14 protein-coding genes are annotated in these 16965 nt (G+C 72.0%); 4 read left to right on the top strand and 10 right to left on the bottom strand.

Going from position 1 to position 16965, the window contains the following annotated elements:
• Positions 1-14: 14 nt before the first annotated feature.
• Positions 15-530: a hypothetical protein gene (locus AMIS_RS05490; RefSeq protein WP_231859241.1), complete on the bottom strand. Its 516-nt coding sequence runs from the start codon at positions 528-530 to the stop codon at positions 15-17.
• Between the two features lie 114 nt (positions 531-644).
• On the opposite strand from AMIS_RS05490, the gene AMIS_RS05485 reads away from it, so the two are divergent.
• A complete protein-coding gene (locus AMIS_RS05485; protein ID WP_014441206.1) occupies positions 645-2057 on the top strand; it encodes an alpha,alpha-trehalose-phosphate synthase (UDP-forming) in 1413 nt (470 codons plus the stop codon).
• A 177-nt stretch (positions 2058-2234) separates the two neighbouring features.
• On the opposite strand, the gene cobA is transcribed toward AMIS_RS05485, so the two are convergent.
• The 3 genes from cobA to cobC are packed head-to-tail and all read right to left on the bottom strand — an operon-like array spanning position 2235 to position 5558.
• Positions 2235-3443, bottom strand: coding sequence for a uroporphyrinogen-III C-methyltransferase (gene cobA, locus AMIS_RS05480; protein ID WP_014441205.1), 1209 nt, complete (start codon positions 3441-3443; stop codon positions 2235-2237).
• Positions 3440-4492: a nicotinate-nucleotide--dimethylbenzimidazole phosphoribosyltransferase gene (gene cobT / locus AMIS_RS05475; protein WP_014441204.1), complete on the bottom strand. Its 1053-nt coding sequence runs from the start codon at positions 4490-4492 to the stop codon at positions 3440-3442. The genes cobA and cobT overlap by 4 nt, the downstream gene beginning before the upstream one ends.
• A gap of 13 nt (positions 4493-4505) precedes the next feature.
• On the bottom strand, positions 4506-5558 hold the full coding sequence (gene cobC, locus AMIS_RS05470; protein WP_157434742.1) for an Rv2231c family pyridoxal phosphate-dependent protein CobC: 1053 nt from the start codon (positions 5556-5558) through the stop codon (positions 4506-4508).
• A gap of 106 nt (positions 5559-5664) precedes the next feature.
• On the opposite strand from cobC, the gene AMIS_RS05465 reads away from it, so the two are divergent.
• A complete protein-coding gene (locus AMIS_RS05465; protein ID WP_014441202.1) occupies positions 5665-7809 on the top strand; it encodes a transglycosylase domain-containing protein in 2145 nt (714 codons plus the stop codon).
• Between the two features lie 118 nt (positions 7810-7927).
• Here the strand turns inward: AMIS_RS05465 and AMIS_RS05460 are convergent, their stop codons facing one another.
• A complete protein-coding gene (locus AMIS_RS05460; protein ID WP_014441201.1) occupies positions 7928-8536 on the bottom strand; it encodes a TIGR03086 family metal-binding protein in 609 nt (202 codons plus the stop codon).
• A gap of 136 nt (positions 8537-8672) precedes the next feature.
• Positions 8673-10868, bottom strand: a complete 2196-nt coding sequence (locus tag AMIS_RS43915; protein WP_014441200.1) for a cobyrinate a,c-diamide synthase — start codon at positions 10866-10868, stop codon at positions 8673-8675.
• A 133-nt stretch (positions 10869-11001) separates the two neighbouring features.
• On the opposite strand from AMIS_RS43915, the gene AMIS_RS05450 reads away from it, so the two are divergent.
• Both AMIS_RS05450 and AMIS_RS05445 read left to right on the top strand, forming a co-directional pair.
• Positions 11002-11937 carry an SURF1 family cytochrome oxidase biogenesis protein gene (locus AMIS_RS05450; RefSeq protein ID WP_014441199.1) on the top strand — a complete coding sequence of 312 codons (936 nt, stop codon included), beginning with the start codon at positions 11002-11004 and terminating at the stop codon, positions 11935-11937.
• Positions 11934-12290: a hypothetical protein gene (locus AMIS_RS05445; RefSeq protein WP_014441198.1), complete on the top strand. Its 357-nt coding sequence runs from the start codon at positions 11934-11936 to the stop codon at positions 12288-12290. The genes AMIS_RS05450 and AMIS_RS05445 overlap by 4 nt, the downstream gene beginning before the upstream one ends.
• Here the strand turns inward: AMIS_RS05445 and AMIS_RS05440 are convergent.
• The 4 genes from AMIS_RS05440 to AMIS_RS05425 are packed head-to-tail and all read right to left on the bottom strand — an operon-like array spanning position 12287 to position 16964.
• Positions 12287-13786 (bottom strand): ATP-dependent DNA ligase, encoded by a 1500-nt coding sequence (locus AMIS_RS05440; protein WP_014441197.1) that lies wholly within the window; start codon positions 13784-13786, stop codon positions 12287-12289. The two genes, AMIS_RS05445 and AMIS_RS05440, sit on opposite strands and share 4 nt — an antisense overlap.
• 10 nt (positions 13787-13796) lie before the next feature.
• Positions 13797-14093: a hypothetical protein gene (locus AMIS_RS05435; protein ID WP_014441196.1), complete on the bottom strand. Its 297-nt coding sequence runs from the start codon at positions 14091-14093 to the stop codon at positions 13797-13799.
• A 47-nt stretch (positions 14094-14140) separates the two neighbouring features.
• The gene (locus tag AMIS_RS05430) at positions 14141-15595 is read right to left on the bottom strand and encodes an FAD-dependent monooxygenase (RefSeq protein WP_014441195.1); all 1455 of its coding nucleotides are present in this window, start codon (positions 15593-15595) and stop codon (positions 14141-14143) included.
• A 13-nt stretch (positions 15596-15608) separates the two neighbouring features.
• Entirely contained in the window at positions 15609-16964 is a 1356-nt protein-coding gene (locus AMIS_RS05425; protein WP_014441194.1) for a dipeptidase, read from the bottom strand.
• Position 16965 lies beyond the last annotated feature (1 nt).

The raw sequence follows: 16965 nt of genomic DNA, 5'->3' as shown, positions 1-16965 counted from the left end.
CAACCCCGGCAGGTTTACTCCCCGACCACCTTCTGAGTCTCCTCCCGGCCGTCCGCATGGGTGATCCGCAACCGCTCCCGGTCGACCGCGAAGACCGCGCCGTCGACGGCCGTCGCCACGTAGGCGCCGTTGCTGTCCCGCCACACCCCGGCCAGGAAGAGCGCGGTCTTGTTCTCGACCCATTCGGCATCGGTGCCGCCCTTGTTGGCGTGGTAGTAGAGCGCCCCGGCCCGGTCCTGGCAGATCCAGACCACCGTCTTGCGGGCAGTTCGCACCCGCAGCACCTGGATCAGCTCGCCGCTGGCGCCCTGGATCGCACCCGCCTTCTGGGTCTGTTCCGGGCACGGCGGACCATCGACGAGATCCAGCGCCGGCGCGGACGAGGAAGAAGGTGTGGCGCTCTTCCGGTTTCGTTCCTCTCCGAGGAGGTATCCACCGATCATCCCGATAATCGTCAGCAGCACCGTGGCGATCACCACAGGGAAGAACAACGGACGCCGCTGCTGGGAATGATCATCGAGGGGAGCCACCGGCTCAGGATGGCACCCCGGTTCCAACCGGTCCATCGCCAGGCGGTGAACCGCGGCAGCTTACGCACAGTAGGCTCGCCTTGGGAACAGAAACCACTCGGAGGTGTACTCAGCGTGGCCGAACGAAGTTCCTTCGTCGTCGTCGCCAACCGTTTGCCAGTGGACGAGATCACCACGCCGGACGGTGAGAAACAGTGGCGCCCAAGCCCCGGCGGGCTGGTCACGGCGCTGCACCCGGTGCTGACCGAGCACCAGGGCACCTGGATCGGCTGGGCGGGTGGCTCAGGCCCGGCGCCCGAGCCGTTCGACCTCGAAGGCATCCACATCCATCCGGTCCCGCTCAGTGCCGAAGAGCTGGAGCGTTACTACGAGGGTCAGTCCAACGCCACGATCTGGCCGCTGTACCACGACGCGGTCGAAACCCCGGTGTACAAGCGTCGCTGGCGTGAGACGTACCGGATCGTCAACCAGCGGTTCGCCGAGGCGGCCGCCGAGGTCGCCGCCGAGGGCGCGACCGTCTGGGTGCAGGACTACCAGCTGCAGCTGGTGCCCGCCCTGCTCCGGGAGATGCGGCCGGACCTGCGGATCGGGTTCTTCCTGCACATCCCGTTCCCGCCGATCGAGCTGTTCATGCAGATGCCGTTCCGCGCCGAGATCCTGCGTGGCCTGCTCGGCGCCGACCTGGTCGGTTTCCAGCAGCGGCTCGCCGCGCAGAACTTCGTGCGGCTCGCCCGGCACCTTCTCGGCCTGCGCTACGAGGGCCAGTCGATCAAGGTGGACGGGCGCAGCGTCAAGGCCGGCGCGTTCCCGATCAGCATCGACACCAAGGACATGGAACGCCTCGCCGCCACTGAAGAGGTGCAGGCCCGGGCCAAGCAGATCCGCGCCGAGCTGGGCGACCCGGAGACGGTGATCCTCGGGGTCGACCGCCTGGACTACACCAAGGGCATCGAGCTGCGCCTCAAGGCGTTCCGCGAGCTGCTCGCCGACGGCAAGCTCAACGTCGGCGACGCGGTGATGATCCAGGTGGCGACGCCCAGCCGGGAGCGGGTCGAGCACTACCAGACGCTGCGGGTGAAGGTCGAGCGCGAGGTCGGCCGGATCAACGGCGAGTTCGGCAAGGTCGGCACGCCCGCCGTGCACTACCTGCATCAGTCGGTCAGCAAGCAGGAACTCGCCGCGATGTACGCGGCGGCCGACGTCATGATGGTGACCCCGCTGCGCGACGGCATGAACCTGGTCGCCAAGGAGTACATCGCCTGCCGGGGCGACACCGGCGGCGCGCTGGTGCTCAGCGAGTTCGCCGGTGCGGCGACCGAGCTGCGCCAGGCGTTCCTCTGCAACCCGCACGACCCGGACGGCGTGAAGGACGCGTTGCTGCGTGCGGTCGGCGCCGAGCCGGCCGAGCTCAAGCGCCGGATGCGTGTCATGCAGCGCCATCTGCGCACACACGACGTCGCACGCTGGGCGAAGACGTTCCTGGACGAGCTCGGCGTGGGCGAGAGCAAGGACGTCGAAGAGGCCTAGAAACTCTGCTTTTCGGCGCCGGGCCGTCTTCGGCCCGGCGCTCAGCTTGCTGGCTCCGCTTCGCTCCGCTGCGATTCGCCTGGTAAACGCTGAGATGCGGGTCGATTTCCCGCCACCCGCAAACCCCGCGGGCGTCGGTAAATCGAGCCGCATCTCAGCGGCGGCGAATCGCTACCGTCAACTGGTCGCCGGAGTGAACTCGTCGGCCACCTCTACGACCTCACCGATCACCACGACGGCCGGCGGACGGATGCCCGCCCCGGCCACGTCGGCGGTCACCGCGCCGAGCGTGCTGCGCAGCGAGCGCTGGTGCGCGGTCGACCCCTCCTGCACCACCGCGACGGGCGTCTCCGGCGACCGGCCCTCGGCGATCAGCCGCTCGGCGATCTTCGGCAGGTTCTTCAGGCCCATCAGCACCACGAGGGTGCCGCGCAGCCGGGCCAGCGCCGGCCAGTCGACGAGCGAATCCGCGTGATCCGGCGGGATGTGACCGGAGACCACGGTGAACTCGTGCGCCACCCCGCGGTGCGTGACCGGGATGCCGGCCAGCGCGGGCGCCGCGATCGAGCTCGTCACACCGGGCACCACGACCACCGGCACACCGGCCTCGGCGCAGGCCAGAGCCTCCTCGCCGCCCCGGCCGAAGACGAAGTTGTCGCCGCCCTTGAGCCGGACCACGAACTTGCCCTGCTGGGCGCGGTCCACCAGGATCCGGTTGATCTCCTCCTGGGCGGCCGACGGCCCGTACGGGATCTTGGCGGCGTCGATCAGTTCGACCTCGGGACGCAGCTCGCCGAGGAGCACGCCGGGCACCAGCCGGTCAGCGACCACCACGTCCGCCGCGGCGAGCAGCCGGCGGCCCTTCACCGTGATCAGCTCGGGGTCGCCCGGGCCGCCGCCGACCAGGGCCACGCCCTTGTACTCGGCCGCGGCCGGTGGCGCCGCCTCGAGAGCGTGCGCGACCAGGTCACGCACCGCCATCGCACGGCGGCGGTCGCCACCGTCGGTCACCGCCACGGTCACTTGGCCGTGGCGGGTGACGGCCGGTGTCCACGCGGTCGCGGCGTCACGGTCGTCCGCCCGTACGCAGAAGATGCGGGAAGCCTCCGCCGCCGCGCTCACCTCGGCGGCAGCGTGCGGGTCGTCGATCGCCACATGGACCAGCCACGCACCCTCGACGTCGCCGGGTGCGAAGCGCCGCGGCGTCCAGACCGCCCGCCCGGCGTCGACGTGCGAACGCAGGGCCGGGGTGAGCTCGGGGGCCACGATCTCGATCTGCGCGCCCGCGGCGATCAGGGCCGGGACGCGGCGGGTGGCGACACTGCCACCGCCGACCACCAGGACGCGGCGGCCGGTCAGCCGCAGGGCCAGCGGATAAAGGCTCATTTCTCGGACACTCCCGCACTGTCGAACGTCGCTACCTCGTGCAGCACGCGGACCGCGGCCGACACGACCGGCAGGGCCAGCGCCGCTCCGCTCCCCTCGCCCAGGCGCATGCCGAGGTCGAGCAGCGGTTCCAGACCGAGACGGGCGAGCGCGACCGTCGCGCCCGGCTCGGCAGAACGGTGCCCGGCGACCATCGCGGCCACCGAGTCCGGGGCGAACGCGGCCGCCGCGAGGGCCGCCGAGGCCGCGATCACGCCATCGATGATCACCGGCACCCGGTGTGCGGCAGCGCCCAGGATGAAACCGGTCAGCGCGGCGTGCTCCAGACCGCCGACCGTGGCCAGCACGCCGAGCGGATCCGCCGGATCCGGCGTGTGCCGGGCCAGCGCCGCGGCGATCACCTCGGTCTTGTGCGCCAGCATCGCGTCGTCGATGCCGGTCCCCCGGCCGGTCACCGCGGCCGGGCCGGCGCCGGTGAAGACCGCGATGAGAGCCGCAGCCGGTGTCGTGTTGGCGATCCCCATGTCGCCGGTGAGCAGGCATTTCGCGCCCGAGGCGACGAGCTGGCCGGCGACCGCGATGCCGAGCTCGACGGCGGCGAGGGCCTCCTCGCGGGTCAGCGCCGGCTCGACGGTCATGTCCCGGGTGCCGCGCCGTACGTTCGCGTCGAGCAGGTTCGGTCCGCCGTGCAGCGGGATCGCCACCCCGGCGTCGATCACCATGACGTCCGCGCCGGCCTGCCGGGCGAACGCGTTGACCACCGCGCCGCCGGCCACGAAGTTCGCCACCATCTGCGCGGTGACCTCCTGCGGCCACGGGCTCACGCCCTGCGCGTGCACGCCGTGGTCGCCGGCGAAGACCGCGACAGTGGCCGGCGACGGCATCGGCGGCGGGCAGACTCCGGCGAGGCCGGCCAGCCGTACCGCGAGCCCCTCCAGCGTGCCCAGCGACCCAGCCGGCTTGGTGAGCCGGGTCTGCAGCTCGCGCGCGGCGGCGATGGCCTGCTCGTCGGCGGGCCGGATAGCCGCCAGGGTGGTCTCCAGCGTCACGATCGCTCCTGGGTCACGGTCGCTCCTCGATCACGTCGGTCAGAGTCTGCACGAATCCGTCAGTGGTGGCAGTGTCGCGCACCGCAATCCGTAACCAGTCCCCGCCCAGCCCCGGGAAGGTGTCGCCGCGGCGCACGGCGTACCCGCGTTCCCGCAGCTCCAGCCGGACCTGATCGGCATGCGGCAGATGGATGGTCACGAACGCGCTGGCCGGCTCGCCGGCGATGGTGACGCTCGGCACGTGCCGCAGCCTGTCCACCAGGTGGGCGCGCTCCCTCGCCATCTCCGCCGCGATCTCCCGCTCGGCGGCGACGGCGACCGGTGACGCGCAGGCCGTGGCGGCGGCGAGCGCCGGCGTGGAGACCGCCCAGAGCGGCAGGGCCGGCTTGAGCCTGCGCACCAGATCGGCCGATCCGAGCAGGTACCCGATCCGCAGGCCGGCCAGGCCCCAGGTCTTGGTGAGGCTGCGCAGCACCACGAGTCCGGGGAGTGCGGTCTCCCCCGCCAGCGACTCCGGCTCGCCGTCCCGGCCGGGCAGGTAGGTGGTGTCAGCGAACGCCTCGTCGACCACCAGCACCCGGCCCGGGCGGGCCAGTTTCGCCACGTCGGCGGCGGGGTGCAGCACCGAGGTCGGATTGGTGGGGTTGCCGACGAAGACCAGGTCGGACTCCTCCGGCACCAGCGTCGGGTCCAGCCGGAATCCGTCCTCCGCGCGCAGCAGCACCCGGTCCACCCGGTGCCCGGCGTTGATCAGCGCGGCCTCCGGCTCGGTGAACTGCGGGTGCACCACGACCGGGCGGCGGGCGCCGCGCAGCGCCTGCGCGAGCAGCACGAATCCCTGGGCCGCACCGGCGGTCAGCAGCACCTCGGCCGGGTCGCGGCGGTGCCGGGCCGCGACCGCGGCGGTGGCGGCGCGGGCATCCGGGTACGCGGAGAGCCGGCCCAGCGATGCCGCGATCGGATCGGCCAGCCAGGAGGGCATGGCCTGGTGCCGCACGTTGACCGCGAGATCGACCAGGCCCGCCCCCACCTCGGCGTCACCGTGATGATCGAGGTCGAACGTCATGCTCCTCAGCATGCCGGACGCCTGAGCGGGGCTCACTTCGGCCGTTCGGGCGTCTCAGTCCGGGCCTTTAGGGGGAACATGAACCCTTTTGTCTTAGTGTCGAGGTGTGACGAGTCGACCCCTCACCGTAGTCGGAAGAGTCGCCCTCCTGATCCGAGCCGGGCTCATCGCCGGCCTGGTCCTCGCCGGTCTGTCCTATCCCCTCGCCGCCCTCGGCGGAATGGGGATCAAGGCCGGCACCGACGCGCTGGAGGCCATGCCGGAAGAGCTCACCGAGGTGCCGACAGCACAGACCACCTATGTGTACGCCAACGACGGCAAGACCCTGCTCACCCTCTTCTACGAGGAGCATCGCAAGCAGGTCGCGCTCAAACAGATGTCGCCGTACATCACGAAGGCGATCGTCGCCTCCGAGGACGCCCGCTTCTACGAGCACAACGGCGTCGACGCCAAGGGCGTGGCCCGCGCTTTCGTCGCCAACCAGCAGGCCGGCGGCGTCTCCCAGGGCGCGTCGACGCTGACCATGCAGTACGTCCGGATGGCCCTGCGGGACAGCGCGAGAACGCCGAAGGAGGCCCTCGAGGCCACCGAGCAGACCGCCACCCGGAAACTGCGCGAGATGCGGCTCGCCATCGAGGTCGAACAGCGGCTCAGCAAGGGCCAGATCCTCGAGCGCTACCTCAACGCCGCGTACTTCGGCCACCGGGCGTACGGGATCTTCGCGGCCTCCCAGGTGTTCTTCTCCAAGTCGCCGAAAAACCTCACCCTCACCGAGGCGGCGCTGCTCGCCGGGCTGGTCAAGGCGCCGTCCGCCTACGACCCGGCGACGAAGGACCAGCGCGCCGCCCGGCAGCGCCGCAACTACGTCATCGACCAGATGCTCAAAATGGGCGCGGTCACCCGGGCACAGGCCGTCGCCGCCAAGAAGGCGAAGATCAAGCTGAAGCTGACCGTGCCGCCGAACGACTGCGTCTCGGTGTCGCGCACCCACAACGACTGGGGCTTCTTCTGCGACTACTTCAAGAGCTGGTGGCGTGAGCAGCCGGCGTTCGGCCGCAACCCGCAGGAGCGCGAGGAGAACCTGCGCCGCGGCGGTTACCGCATCGTCACCTCGATCGACCCCAAGATCCAGGGGTACGCCATGGAACACGTCCTGGACAAGGAACGGCGCACCAGCCCCTTCGCGCACGGGCAGGTCGTGATCCAGCCCGGCACGGGCCGGGTGCTGAGCATGGCCGTCAACCGGCGGTACTCCCTGGACCAGGAGGACAACGGGCGGCACAGCGACTGGCGGCAGGACCGTGACACCAAGGGCAACTATCCGAACACCGTGAACCCGCTGCTCGGCGGCGGCAACATGGCCGGGTACCAGGCCGGCTCCACCTTCAAGATCTTCACGATGCTGGCGGCGCTGGAGGCCAAGATGCCGCTCAGCACGTCGTTCTACTCGCCGGAGCGGTACTACTCGCAGTACATCACCGCGCCCGGCCCGGCGACCTGCGGAACCCACTGGTGCCCGAAGAACTCCAACAAGTCGATGACCGGACGGCAGACCATGTGGACCGGCTTCGGCAAGTCGGTGAACACGTACTTCGTGCAGCTCGAGGAACAGGTCGGCGCGGACAAGGCGATCAAGATGGCCGAGCGGCTCGGCCTGCGCTGGCGCACCCCGGTCGACAGGAAGCTCGCCACCCCGGAGCACGCCGCCGGCTGGGGAGCGTTCACGCTGGGGGTCAGCGACGCCACCCCGGTCGAGATCGCGAACGTCTTCGCCACGCTCGCCGCGGAAGGCATGTACTGCGAGCCGCTGCCGGTCCTGTCGATCCGCAACCCGGACGGCTCGCACGCCGTCCACGCCGGCAAGCTGACCGGCGCGCCCCGCTGCCACCGCGAGCTGAGCACGAACGTCGCCCGCGCCGCCACCGACGCGGCCCGCTGCGTCACCGGTTACGGCGCCGCGCGCGGCAGCTGCGGAAGCTGGGGTACGTCGGAGATGGTGCACGCCGTGCTGGGCCGCCCGGTCGCCGGCAAGAGCGGCACGACCGACGGCAACAAGACCGCGTGGTTCAGCGGTTACACCCCGCAGCTGGCCGCCTCCGCCTTCGTGGCCGACCCGGACAACCCGGAACACCTGGTCGGCAGCGGCCGCGGAACCATGTCCAAGTTCACCGTCGCCCAGACGCTGAGGGACGCCCTGAAGGGCGAACCGAAGCTGAAGTTCACACCCCCGTCCGACAAGCTCGTCTGGTGACCCGGCGCTCGCGCCGGGGTTGAGGCCCGCGCTGCCGCCCGCAAGGTCCGGCTGCCAGGCGGCGTCCCACCGATGGGCCGGACCTCGCAGCCGGCGCGGGACCCCGACCGGGCCGGGGTCAGCGGCGCTGGGCGACCGGGGCTTTTCGGCGGGGAGGGCGCCAGGCCGGGTCGCGGCCGGTCAGGCCGACCGCCTGGAGCAGCGCGTCGTCCTCGGAGTCGACCGGCACGAACGGGCCGAACAGACCCGGTGTGCCGTCGGCCGGCCCCTGCGAGAGAAAGTCGATCAGCACCTCCAGCGCCCGCGGATCCGCCGCGTAGTCCTGCCCGGTCGCCCGAGCCAGATCCCACCCGTGGATGACCAGCTCGTTCATCCCGAAGATGCCCATGTCGGTGGCGGGCAGGGTCACGCCGCCGACGGTGGCCGTGCCGGCCCAGGCCGCCGGGTCGCGCCACGCGACCGACAGCTCCTCCAGCAGCACCGGGAGCCGGCTGCGCCAATGCCGCGACAGGTGATCGGCGGACGGCTCCGACGCCGGCCCGCCGTCACGCTTACGGGCGCCCTGGGCGAACGCGTAGGACAACCCCATCAGATGATCCAGAAGAGCCGCGACCGGCCAGCCGGGGCACGGCGTGGGCCCGGTCAGGTCGTTCTCGTCGATGCCGAGCAGCAGAGCCCTGATCTGACGAACCTGTGGATCGAAATCCAGCGGCACACGATCGGCCACGATGCCCTCCTCGGGTTTGCCGTATGCCTCACGGTACGAGGGCGGTACGACAACTTCCGGGCACGGCGATCAGCTTTCGCACGCTGGGCGGTTTCCGGCTTCCGGGGCAGTCCGGCGGGCCGGCCCGGACGCTCGTTCAGGAGTGGATCGGAATGTCGGCGGTAAGCCGGTTCTCGGGGTTCGAGGGCGCTCCCGGCCCCTGGTTGGGCGTCGGGTGCGGCCCTTGGTGGGGCCCCTGATTCGGCGGCGGCGCCATTCCCGGCCCGACCATCTGCTGACCCGTCATCTGCTGACCGGCCATCTGCTGACCGGCCATCTGCTGACCGGCCATGTGCGGGCCATGCATGTGCGAGCCGGGCATTCCCGGACCGGAGGTCTGCGGGACACCCATCCCCGGACCCGACGTCTGCGGAACGGCCATCCCCGGACCGGAGCCGGGATGCATGACCGGACCCGGACTGTGCTGCATCGCCGGCCCCGCGCCGGTCGGCAGAGGACCCGGCATCATCGGCCCCGGCGGCATCGGACCAGCTGGCATCGGACCGGACGGCATCGGACCGGGTGGCACGGGCACCGGCGGCATCGGAACAGGCGGCATGGGTGGCACCGGCCCGGTCGGCCCGTTGCCCGGCGGCGGCCCCATCGGCGGCATGCCCTGCGAGCCCACCGGCTGCATCGGCTGTCCCCCACCCGGCGGCATCGAATGGGACGGCCCCTGCGGCATGGGCTGCGCCGGATTCGAAGGCATGGGCTGAGGTGGCCCAGAGGGCCCGGAAGGCATGGGCTGGGGCGGCCCCGACGGCATGGGCTGGGGCGGCCCCGACGGCATGGGCTGGGGCGGACCGGACGGCATGGGCTGAGGCGGACCGGACGGCATGGACTGGGGCGGCCCCGACGGCGACGACCCCGCCGGCAGGGGCTGCGACGAGCTCGACGACATGGCCTGCGGCGCAGAAGGCATCGGCGGCGCCGACCCCGCCGGCCCACCCGGCTGCCCCGGCCCGGCCAGCGCCGCCGCCACCACCCGCCGAGCGATCTCCGGCGCCGCGGCCCAGTGCAACCCCAGCTGCGAGGCGTGCACCTGACGCCAGACGAAGCCTTCCGGGTTCCCGCCGGACCAGGTCCAGGCCGGCACGGATCCGGCGCGCGGCGCCACGATCGCCCGGTGCTGCTTGTACCCGGTGATCCGCGCACCGGCCGGCGCCAGCACCGACGTGCCCGGCGCGGTGGCCTCGCGGTAGCCCGCGACGGTCTGCTCCCCGGTGGCCGCGGTCGCGTCCAGGACGCCGCACATCGGCCGGCCGTCGAGTTCGCGGGTGAGCCACGGGAAGGCGATGCCCTCGGCCACGACCGGCCAGCCGTCCCGGGCGAACTGCGCGACGGCGGCGCTGAGCCGATGATTGGCGGAGAGCTCCTCCGCGTACCCCTCGGGGAGGCCCGCACCGACGATCAGCCCGCGCGTGCCCGGCGGGAGTGACTCGTCGCGCAGCGGGTCCACCACCGCCACGTCGGCGCCGGCGGCGGCGAGCAGCTCGGCGGTCTCCACATACGTATAGGGGGCGCCCTGGCCCCCGGCCAGGGCGATGATCGGCCGCTGGTCGGAGCCGTCGAGCGCGCCGACCGCCTCGGAGGGCGTCCAGATCGGGCCGGGCAGGGCCGGCGCGGACCCGGCGAGGGCCATCAGCCGGTCCATGTCGAGCATCGTCGCGACGGCCTCGCCGAGGCGGCGGACCGCCCGGCCGGCCTCGACCGTGCGGTGCGCGACCGGCACCAGGCCGTGGGCGCGGGCCGGCAGGACGTTGGGCAGCTCGCCGCGGTGCAGGGCGCCGAGCACCGGCATGCCGATGTCGTCCATGGCGCTGCGCAGCATCTGCTCGTGCCGGGCGGAGGCCACCCGGTTCAGGATGACGCCGCCCAGGTGGACCATCTCGTCGAACATCCGGAATCCGTGCACCAGCGCGGCGAGCGAGTGACCCATCGCGGCCACGTCGACCACCAGGACGACCGGGGCGCGCAGCGCTGCCGCGACCGCCGCCGTGCCGTCGACCTCGGGCTGGCCGGTGAGGCTGTCGAAGAGGCCCATCGCGCCCTCGACGACGGCCAGCTGGGTCCCGGCCGCGCCGTGCGCGAAGAGCGGACCGACACGCTGGGCGCCGACCAGGCGGGGGTCGAGGTTGCGGCCGGGGCGGCCGGCGGCCAGACCGAGGTACGCCGCGTCGGTGTGATCCGGGCCGACCTTGAAGCCCGCGGCCGGGATGCCACGCGCCGCGATGGCGGCGAGCAGCCCGACAGCGATGGCTGTCTTGCCATGGCCGGACGCCGGCGCGCTCACGACCAGACGAGGCTGGGTGATCAATGTCTCCCCCGAGGATTCCGCAGTCGGCGGCCGCGTGGTGACGACTGCCGGATGTCGCAGACTACCTGGCTGCGGCGGGCTTCACCGTCGCGCCAGGTAGCCTCGTGGGGTGTACCGGTTCCTGCTGACGCCCCGCTGGCTGGCCGCCTTCGCGCTGACCGTCGTCGCTGCGGTGGTCATGGTGATGCTCGGCAACTGGCAGCTCCGGCGGTACCACGAACGCACCGACATCAATAACCGGATCGACTCGGCGAACTCGGTCCAGGCCGTCCCGATCACCTCGATCCTCGCCGCACCGGCCGCCGCCGGCACTCCCGGCGCCGCCCCGGGCAAGTCTCTGGCCTGGACAAAGGTGACCGTCACCGGCCGCTTCGACCCGAGCCACGAGATCCAGGCCCGGGGCCGCACGGTCGACGGCGAGGTGGGCTTCGAGATCGTCACGCCGCTGATCCTGGACGACGGCACGGCGGTTCTCGTGGACCGCGGCTGGGTGCCCGCCGGTGAGGGTGGCGCGCTCGCCGCCCCGGTGGCGCCGGCCGCACCGTCCGGGCAGGTCACGGTCGTGGGCCAACTTCACCTGTCGGAAAGCCGACCCGCCGTGGTGGAACGCCGGGACGGCCGGTTGGACACCCGGCGGCTGAGCATCCCGCGCCTGGCGGGCGAGCTCCCGTTCCCGGTCTACGGCGCCTACGTCCTGCTGCGTGAGCAGACGCCGGCGGCAGACCCGGCGTTCGCCCCGATTCCCATCTCGCACGAGGACGCCTGGCAGAACGGCGGCTATGCGGTTCAGTGGTGGCTGTTCGCGGTGATGGCCTTCGTGCTGTTCGGCTGGCAGGCCCGGCGCGAGGCTCACGGCTTCGACGCGGACGGCGAGCAGAGGAACGCGGACGGCGAGCGGAAGAACGCGGACGGCGAGCAGAGGAACGCGGACGGTCAACGGAAGCCCGCTGAGCGGGTCAAACCCGTACCGAAAGCGGAGAAGCCCCTGGATCGCGTCGCGGCCGCCGATCAGCGGCGCGCGGAGAAGTCCGGGGAACGGGCATGACCGGCCCGGTGATCGTGCAGATCGCCGAGATCGAGGTCACCTCGTCGCTGGTCCGCACGCCGGTCGGTGACTTCCCGCTGTCCGGCTCGATCTGGCAGGTCACCGATCACTGGTTCGCGCAGCGCAGCACGCCCGCCTGGGCGAAGGTCCTCGCGGTCGTCGGCATCTGCGTGACCGCCGGCCTGAGCCTGTTCCTCCTGCTCTACAAAGAGCAGATTCCCCAGGGTACGGTCCATGTCACGGTCACCAGCGGCACCCGGCAGTACGTCGCCCGTGTCCCGATCCGTCGCGAGTCCGACGCCGCCGCCATCAACCAGCAGGTGAATTACGTCCGGAGCCTGGCCGCCCTCTAGGCGACGTGAAGGGCGCGAACCGCGTCGATGGTGTCCGCCTCGGCGGCCCGTTTGTCGTCGCGGTACCGCAGGACCCGGGCGAACCGCAGCGCCACACCGCCCGGATAGCGCGGTGAGGTCTGCACGCCGTCGAAGGCGATCTCGACCACCTGCTCCGGCCGCACCCGCACCACCCAGCCGTCGTCGGAGACGGCCAGCTCCTTGAACCGCTCGGTCTGCCAGCGCAGCAGCTCGTCGGTGAGCCCCTTGAACGTCTTGCCGAGCATGACGAACTCGCCGGTGGACGGGTCACGGGCGCCGAGATGCAGGTTGGACAGCCAGCCCTTGCGGCGGCCGTTTCCCCACTCGACGGCGAGGACCACCAGGTCGAGCGTGTGCCGTGGTTTCACCTTGACCCACGCGGCGCCGCGCCGGCCCACGTCGTACGCCGCGTCGGGCGACTTGACGACGACGCCCTCCTGCCCGGCGGCCAGCGCGGCGGCGAAGACGGCGGCGGCCTCCTCCTCGGTCTCGGCGGTGGACCGGCCGACCGCCAGCTCCCCCGGCACCGCGTCGGCCAGCGCCGCCCAGCGCACCCGGCCAGGCTCGTCGAGCAGATCCGTCCCGTCGAGGTGGAGCAGGTCGAAGAAGTACGGCACCAGGGTGACGCCCTTGGTCACGGTCTCCTGGAACGGGCGGGGCCGGCCGTCGGCGCCGAGCGCCATCGCCTCCCCGTCCAGCACCGCCTCGCGCAGCGGCAGGGCACGGACGGCCTCTACCACCCCGGGCAGCCGGGCGGTGATGTCGTCGAGGCTGCGACTGAAGATCGCCACGTCGTCGCCGGACCGGTGCACCTGGATGCGGATGCCGTCCAGCTTGGTGTCGATCACCGCCGGCGTGCCGGTGGCGAGCAGGGCCGCGCCGACGTCGGGCGCGCTGCTCGCCAGCATCGGGCTCAGCGGGGTGCCGACCCGCAGACTGATCTCGGCGAGGGCGGGTGCGCCGCCGGTCAGCGCCGCGACGGCGACCTGTTTCAGGTCACCGCAGAGCAGCAACGCGCGGCGGACCGCGGTGACCGGCACTGCGGCGGCCGAGGCGACCGCCTCGGCCAGCAGCCCGGCCTGCGCGCCCTGGCGCAGCTCGCCACCGAAGAGGCCGACCAGCAGCCGCTGCTCGTCGGCGGTGGCAGCGCCGAAGAGCGCGCCGATCAGCTCGCGCCGGCGGGCCTGCGATCCGGCGCCGGCGACCACCGCGATCTCGGCGATCGCGGCGTCCACCCCGGCGACCGTGAGGCTCGCCTCGGCCGCCGGTGGTGGCAGGTCGCGCAGCCCGGCGTACCCCACACCGGTCTGCCGCTGACGCAGCTCGCCGGCGAGGAACGCCGCACCGGCCGTGATCTCTTCCGGACCCAGGCGGCGCAGGGCGTCGGCCAGCAGCTCGATCTTGGCTTTGCGCCCCGAGGTCGAGCTGACGGCCGCCGATGTGGCAGCTATGTCGATGAACCGCACGTGACCCATCCTGGCAGGATCACGCCGCTTTCGGTTCGCTGACGCGGAAGCCCCGGGCGCGCACCGAGTCGGCCACCCGGCTGAGCTCGGCGTCGAGCGCACAGAGCACCTGGGAGAGATCCTCCAGATGATCGTTGAGCGTGTCGTCGTCCCACCCGGAGACATCGACGTCGCCCAGCGCGCGGGCGGCGGCGCGCAACCGGGCGATCGACTCGATCCGATCGCGGATCCGCAGGCGATCGAGCGTGTCCCGCGGGCCGGCGGGCAGAGCCCGGACCACGCGGCTGGTCGGCGCAGGCGCAGCATTCGAACGCATGTTCGAATCCTAACAGGATTGATCGTTCCCGATCCAGGTGTGTGAGGTCACCGCGCCAGGGCGTACCGGAAGCGTGGTTCCGCCTCGGCGGGCTCGGCCTTGGCCGCCACGAACCCGTCCGGACGGACCAGGTAGAGCAGTCCCGGACGCAACGCGGTCCCCGGCGCAGGCGGGAAAAGATGCACGGCAACACCCAGATCGGGTACGTCCGACGCCTCCACGCCACCGTAGGCGTGCACCTGCCACTCCGCCGCTCGCAGCACCGTGTGATTGCCACCGGTCCACGGCAGCCGGCGGCCCACGACGGCGTCCCGGCGTCCCTCGTCCGGGGTCATCCGATAGTGGATCCGGGTCTGCGAGACGTACTGGAACAGCCGGGATCCCGCCGACGAGCGGGGCAGCACGCGCACCCCGACCGGCGCGACCAGCGGGATGACGAGGCGGCGCAGGGTCCGGGCCGGCAGCCGGCCGGACGTGATCACGCCGAAGAGCCGATCCGTGGTGGCGACGAGCTTGCGGGCGACCGGCCGGCGCTCGGCCTCGTACCTGTCGAGCCAGCCGTCGCGGGCCGTGCCGTGCAGCACGTCGGCCAGTTTGAAGGCGAGATTGTGCGCGTCCTGCAGACCGGTGTTCATGCCCTGGCCACCGACCGGCGAGTGCACGTGCGCGGCGTCCCCGGCGAGGAAGAACGGGCCGTCCCGGAACGCCGCCGCGACCCGGTGGTGAACCCGGTACGTCGCGAACCAGCGCGATCTCTCGTAGGTGACCCCGAAGATCCGCTGTAACCGCAGACGCGCGTCGTCCTCGTCCAGCTCGTGCTCGCGCACCACGCCGATCAGCCGCCAGTTCCCCTCCCCGCGCATCGGGAAGGCGAGCATGAAGTCGGCCCGGTTCGGCCGGACGTTTATCGCCTTCTCCACGAGCCCGCGGGCGTTCACCGCGTCCAGCACGAAGAAGCGATGCGCGTTGGTGACCCCGTCGAACCCGATCCGCCGTGCCTTGCGGACCATCGAATTGGCTCCGTCGCAACCCACGCAGAACCGGGCCCGTACCGTGTCGTTGCCGACCTTCGCCTCGATGCCCTGCTCGGTCTGCACGACCGTGGTGGCCGGCGTCTCCCAGAACACCTCGCACCCGAGTTTGCGCAGGTTGTCGTAGAGGATCTCCTCGTTGCGGCTCTGCTCGAGAACCTCGATGTACGGGTACGGCGTGACCCGGGTGCCGAGCGGTCCCAGCGGGATCCGGCCGAACGCGCGCGGGCCGAAACCCGGCGCGAGCGCCTCGGCCCGCCGGGCCGCGTCGAGCACCTGGTCGCCGATGCCGAGCTGGTCGTAAATCTCCAGGCTGCGCGCCTGCACCACGAGTGCCCGGGACTCCCTGGTCGGCCCGTCCTTGGTGTCCGTGATCATCACGTGCACCCCGAGACGGGTCAGCCAGTTGGCGAGCATCAGGCCGGTCGGACCGGCGCCCACCACCAGGACCTCACACGACAACTCGGCCATCGGCCACTCCGTTTCAGTTTCCGGTCAGGGTCTCCGCGACGTTCTTGAGGAGCAGGGCCTCGGCGACGCAGACGCGCTCGAACTCACCGAGGTGCAGGCTCTCGTCGGGTCCGTGCGCGCTCGAGTACGGGTCCTCCACGCCGGTCACGAGGATCGCCGCGTCCGGGAAGAGCTCCTGGAACGTGGCGATGAACGGGATCGAGCCGCCGACACCCATGTCGACCGGCTCGGTGCCGTCCCAGGCGGCCCGGAACGCGGCGCGGGCCGCTTCGTAGGCCGGCCCGGTCGCGTCGATCACGCACGGCTGGCCGTCGCTCTCCAGCTCCAGGGTCAGCTGAGCGCCCCACGGGACGTTCCGCTTCAGGTGCTCGGAGACGGCGGTGAAGGCGGACGCCGGGTCCTCACCGGGCGCCAGCCGGATGCTGATCTTGGCGCGGGCGGACGGCTGCAGCGCGTTCGCCGCCTCCAGCGTGCGCGGCGCGTCGATGCCGAGCACCGCGATCGCCGGCTTGGTCCAGATCCGGTCGGTGATCGTCCCCTTGCCGATGAACTCGACCCCGTCGAGCATCCCGGCCTCGTGGCGGAACCGGTCCGCCGGATAGTCGACGCTCGCGCCCTCCCGGCCGACCAGGCCCTCGACGGCGACCTCGCCGGTGTCGTCGTGCAGCGTCGCCAGCAGCCGGACCAGGGTGATCAGCGCGTCCGGGACAGGGCCGCCGAACATGCCGCTGTGCACCGCGCTCTTCAGCACACGGACCTCGGCGAACATGTTGACCAGACCGCGCAGAGAGGTGGTCAGCGCGGGCTGCCCGATGTCCCAGTTGCCGGAGTCGGCGATCACGATGACATCGGACCGCAGCTCCTCCAGGTGCTCGTGGATGATCGTGTCCAGGGAGTCGGAGCCGTACTCCTCCTCGCCCTCGACGAAGACCACCACGCCGACCGGCAGCTGGTCACCGAACGCGCGCAGTGCCGCGACGTGCGCCATCACCCCCGCCTTGTCGTCGGCGGCGCCGCGGCCGTAGAGGCGGCCGTCCCGCTCCACCGGCTCGAACGGGTCGCTCGTCCAGAGTGCGGGGTCACCGGCCGGCTGGACGTCGTGGTGCGCGTAGAGCAGCACGGTCGGCGCGCCGGCCGGTGCCGCCTTACGGCCGATCACGGCGGGCTGGCCGCCGTGCCGGACGATCTCGGTGTCGAGCCCGCACCCGCGCAACAGCTCGGCGACCGCCTCGGCGGAACGCTCGACGTGCGAGTGGTCGAAACCTTCAAAAGCGATGCCCGGGATCCGCACCAACCGTTCCAGGTCGGCGCGGACACCGGGCAGCTCGCGCTGGATCGCAGCGCGCAGATCGGATTCACTCAGGCTCATG

It is taken from the genome of Actinoplanes missouriensis 431, assembly GCF_000284295.1.
GTDB lineage: Bacteria > Actinomycetota > Actinomycetes > Mycobacteriales > Micromonosporaceae > Actinoplanes > Actinoplanes missouriensis.
The sequence above is the reverse complement of the archived record's forward strand: the minus strand, read 5'-3'. Positions and strand labels throughout refer to the sequence as shown.

Coding starts and splice junctions, on each gene's coding strand:
- cobC (WP_157434742.1), bottom strand. CDS start 5,558: ATGACGTTCGACCTCGATCATCACGGTGACGCCGAGGTGGGGGCGGGC.
- cobA (WP_014441205.1), bottom strand. CDS start 3,443: ATGAGCCTTTATCCGCTGGCCCTGCGGCTGACCGGCCGCCGCGTCCTG.
- AMIS_RS05435 (WP_014441196.1), bottom strand. CDS start 14,093: ATGCGTTCGAATGCTGCGCCTGCGCCGACCAGCCGCGTGGTCCGGGCT.
- AMIS_RS05425 (WP_014441194.1), bottom strand. CDS start 16,964: ATGAGCCTGAGTGAATCCGATCTGCGCGCTGCGATCCAGCGCGAGCTG.
- AMIS_RS05445 (WP_014441198.1), top strand. CDS start 11,934: ATGACCGGCCCGGTGATCGTGCAGATCGCCGAGATCGAGGTCACCTCG.
- AMIS_RS05440 (WP_014441197.1), bottom strand. CDS start 13,786: ATGGGTCACGTGCGGTTCATCGACATAGCTGCCACATCGGCGGCCGTC.
- AMIS_RS05430 (WP_014441195.1), bottom strand. CDS start 15,595: ATGGCCGAGTTGTCGTGTGAGGTCCTGGTGGTGGGCGCCGGTCCGACC.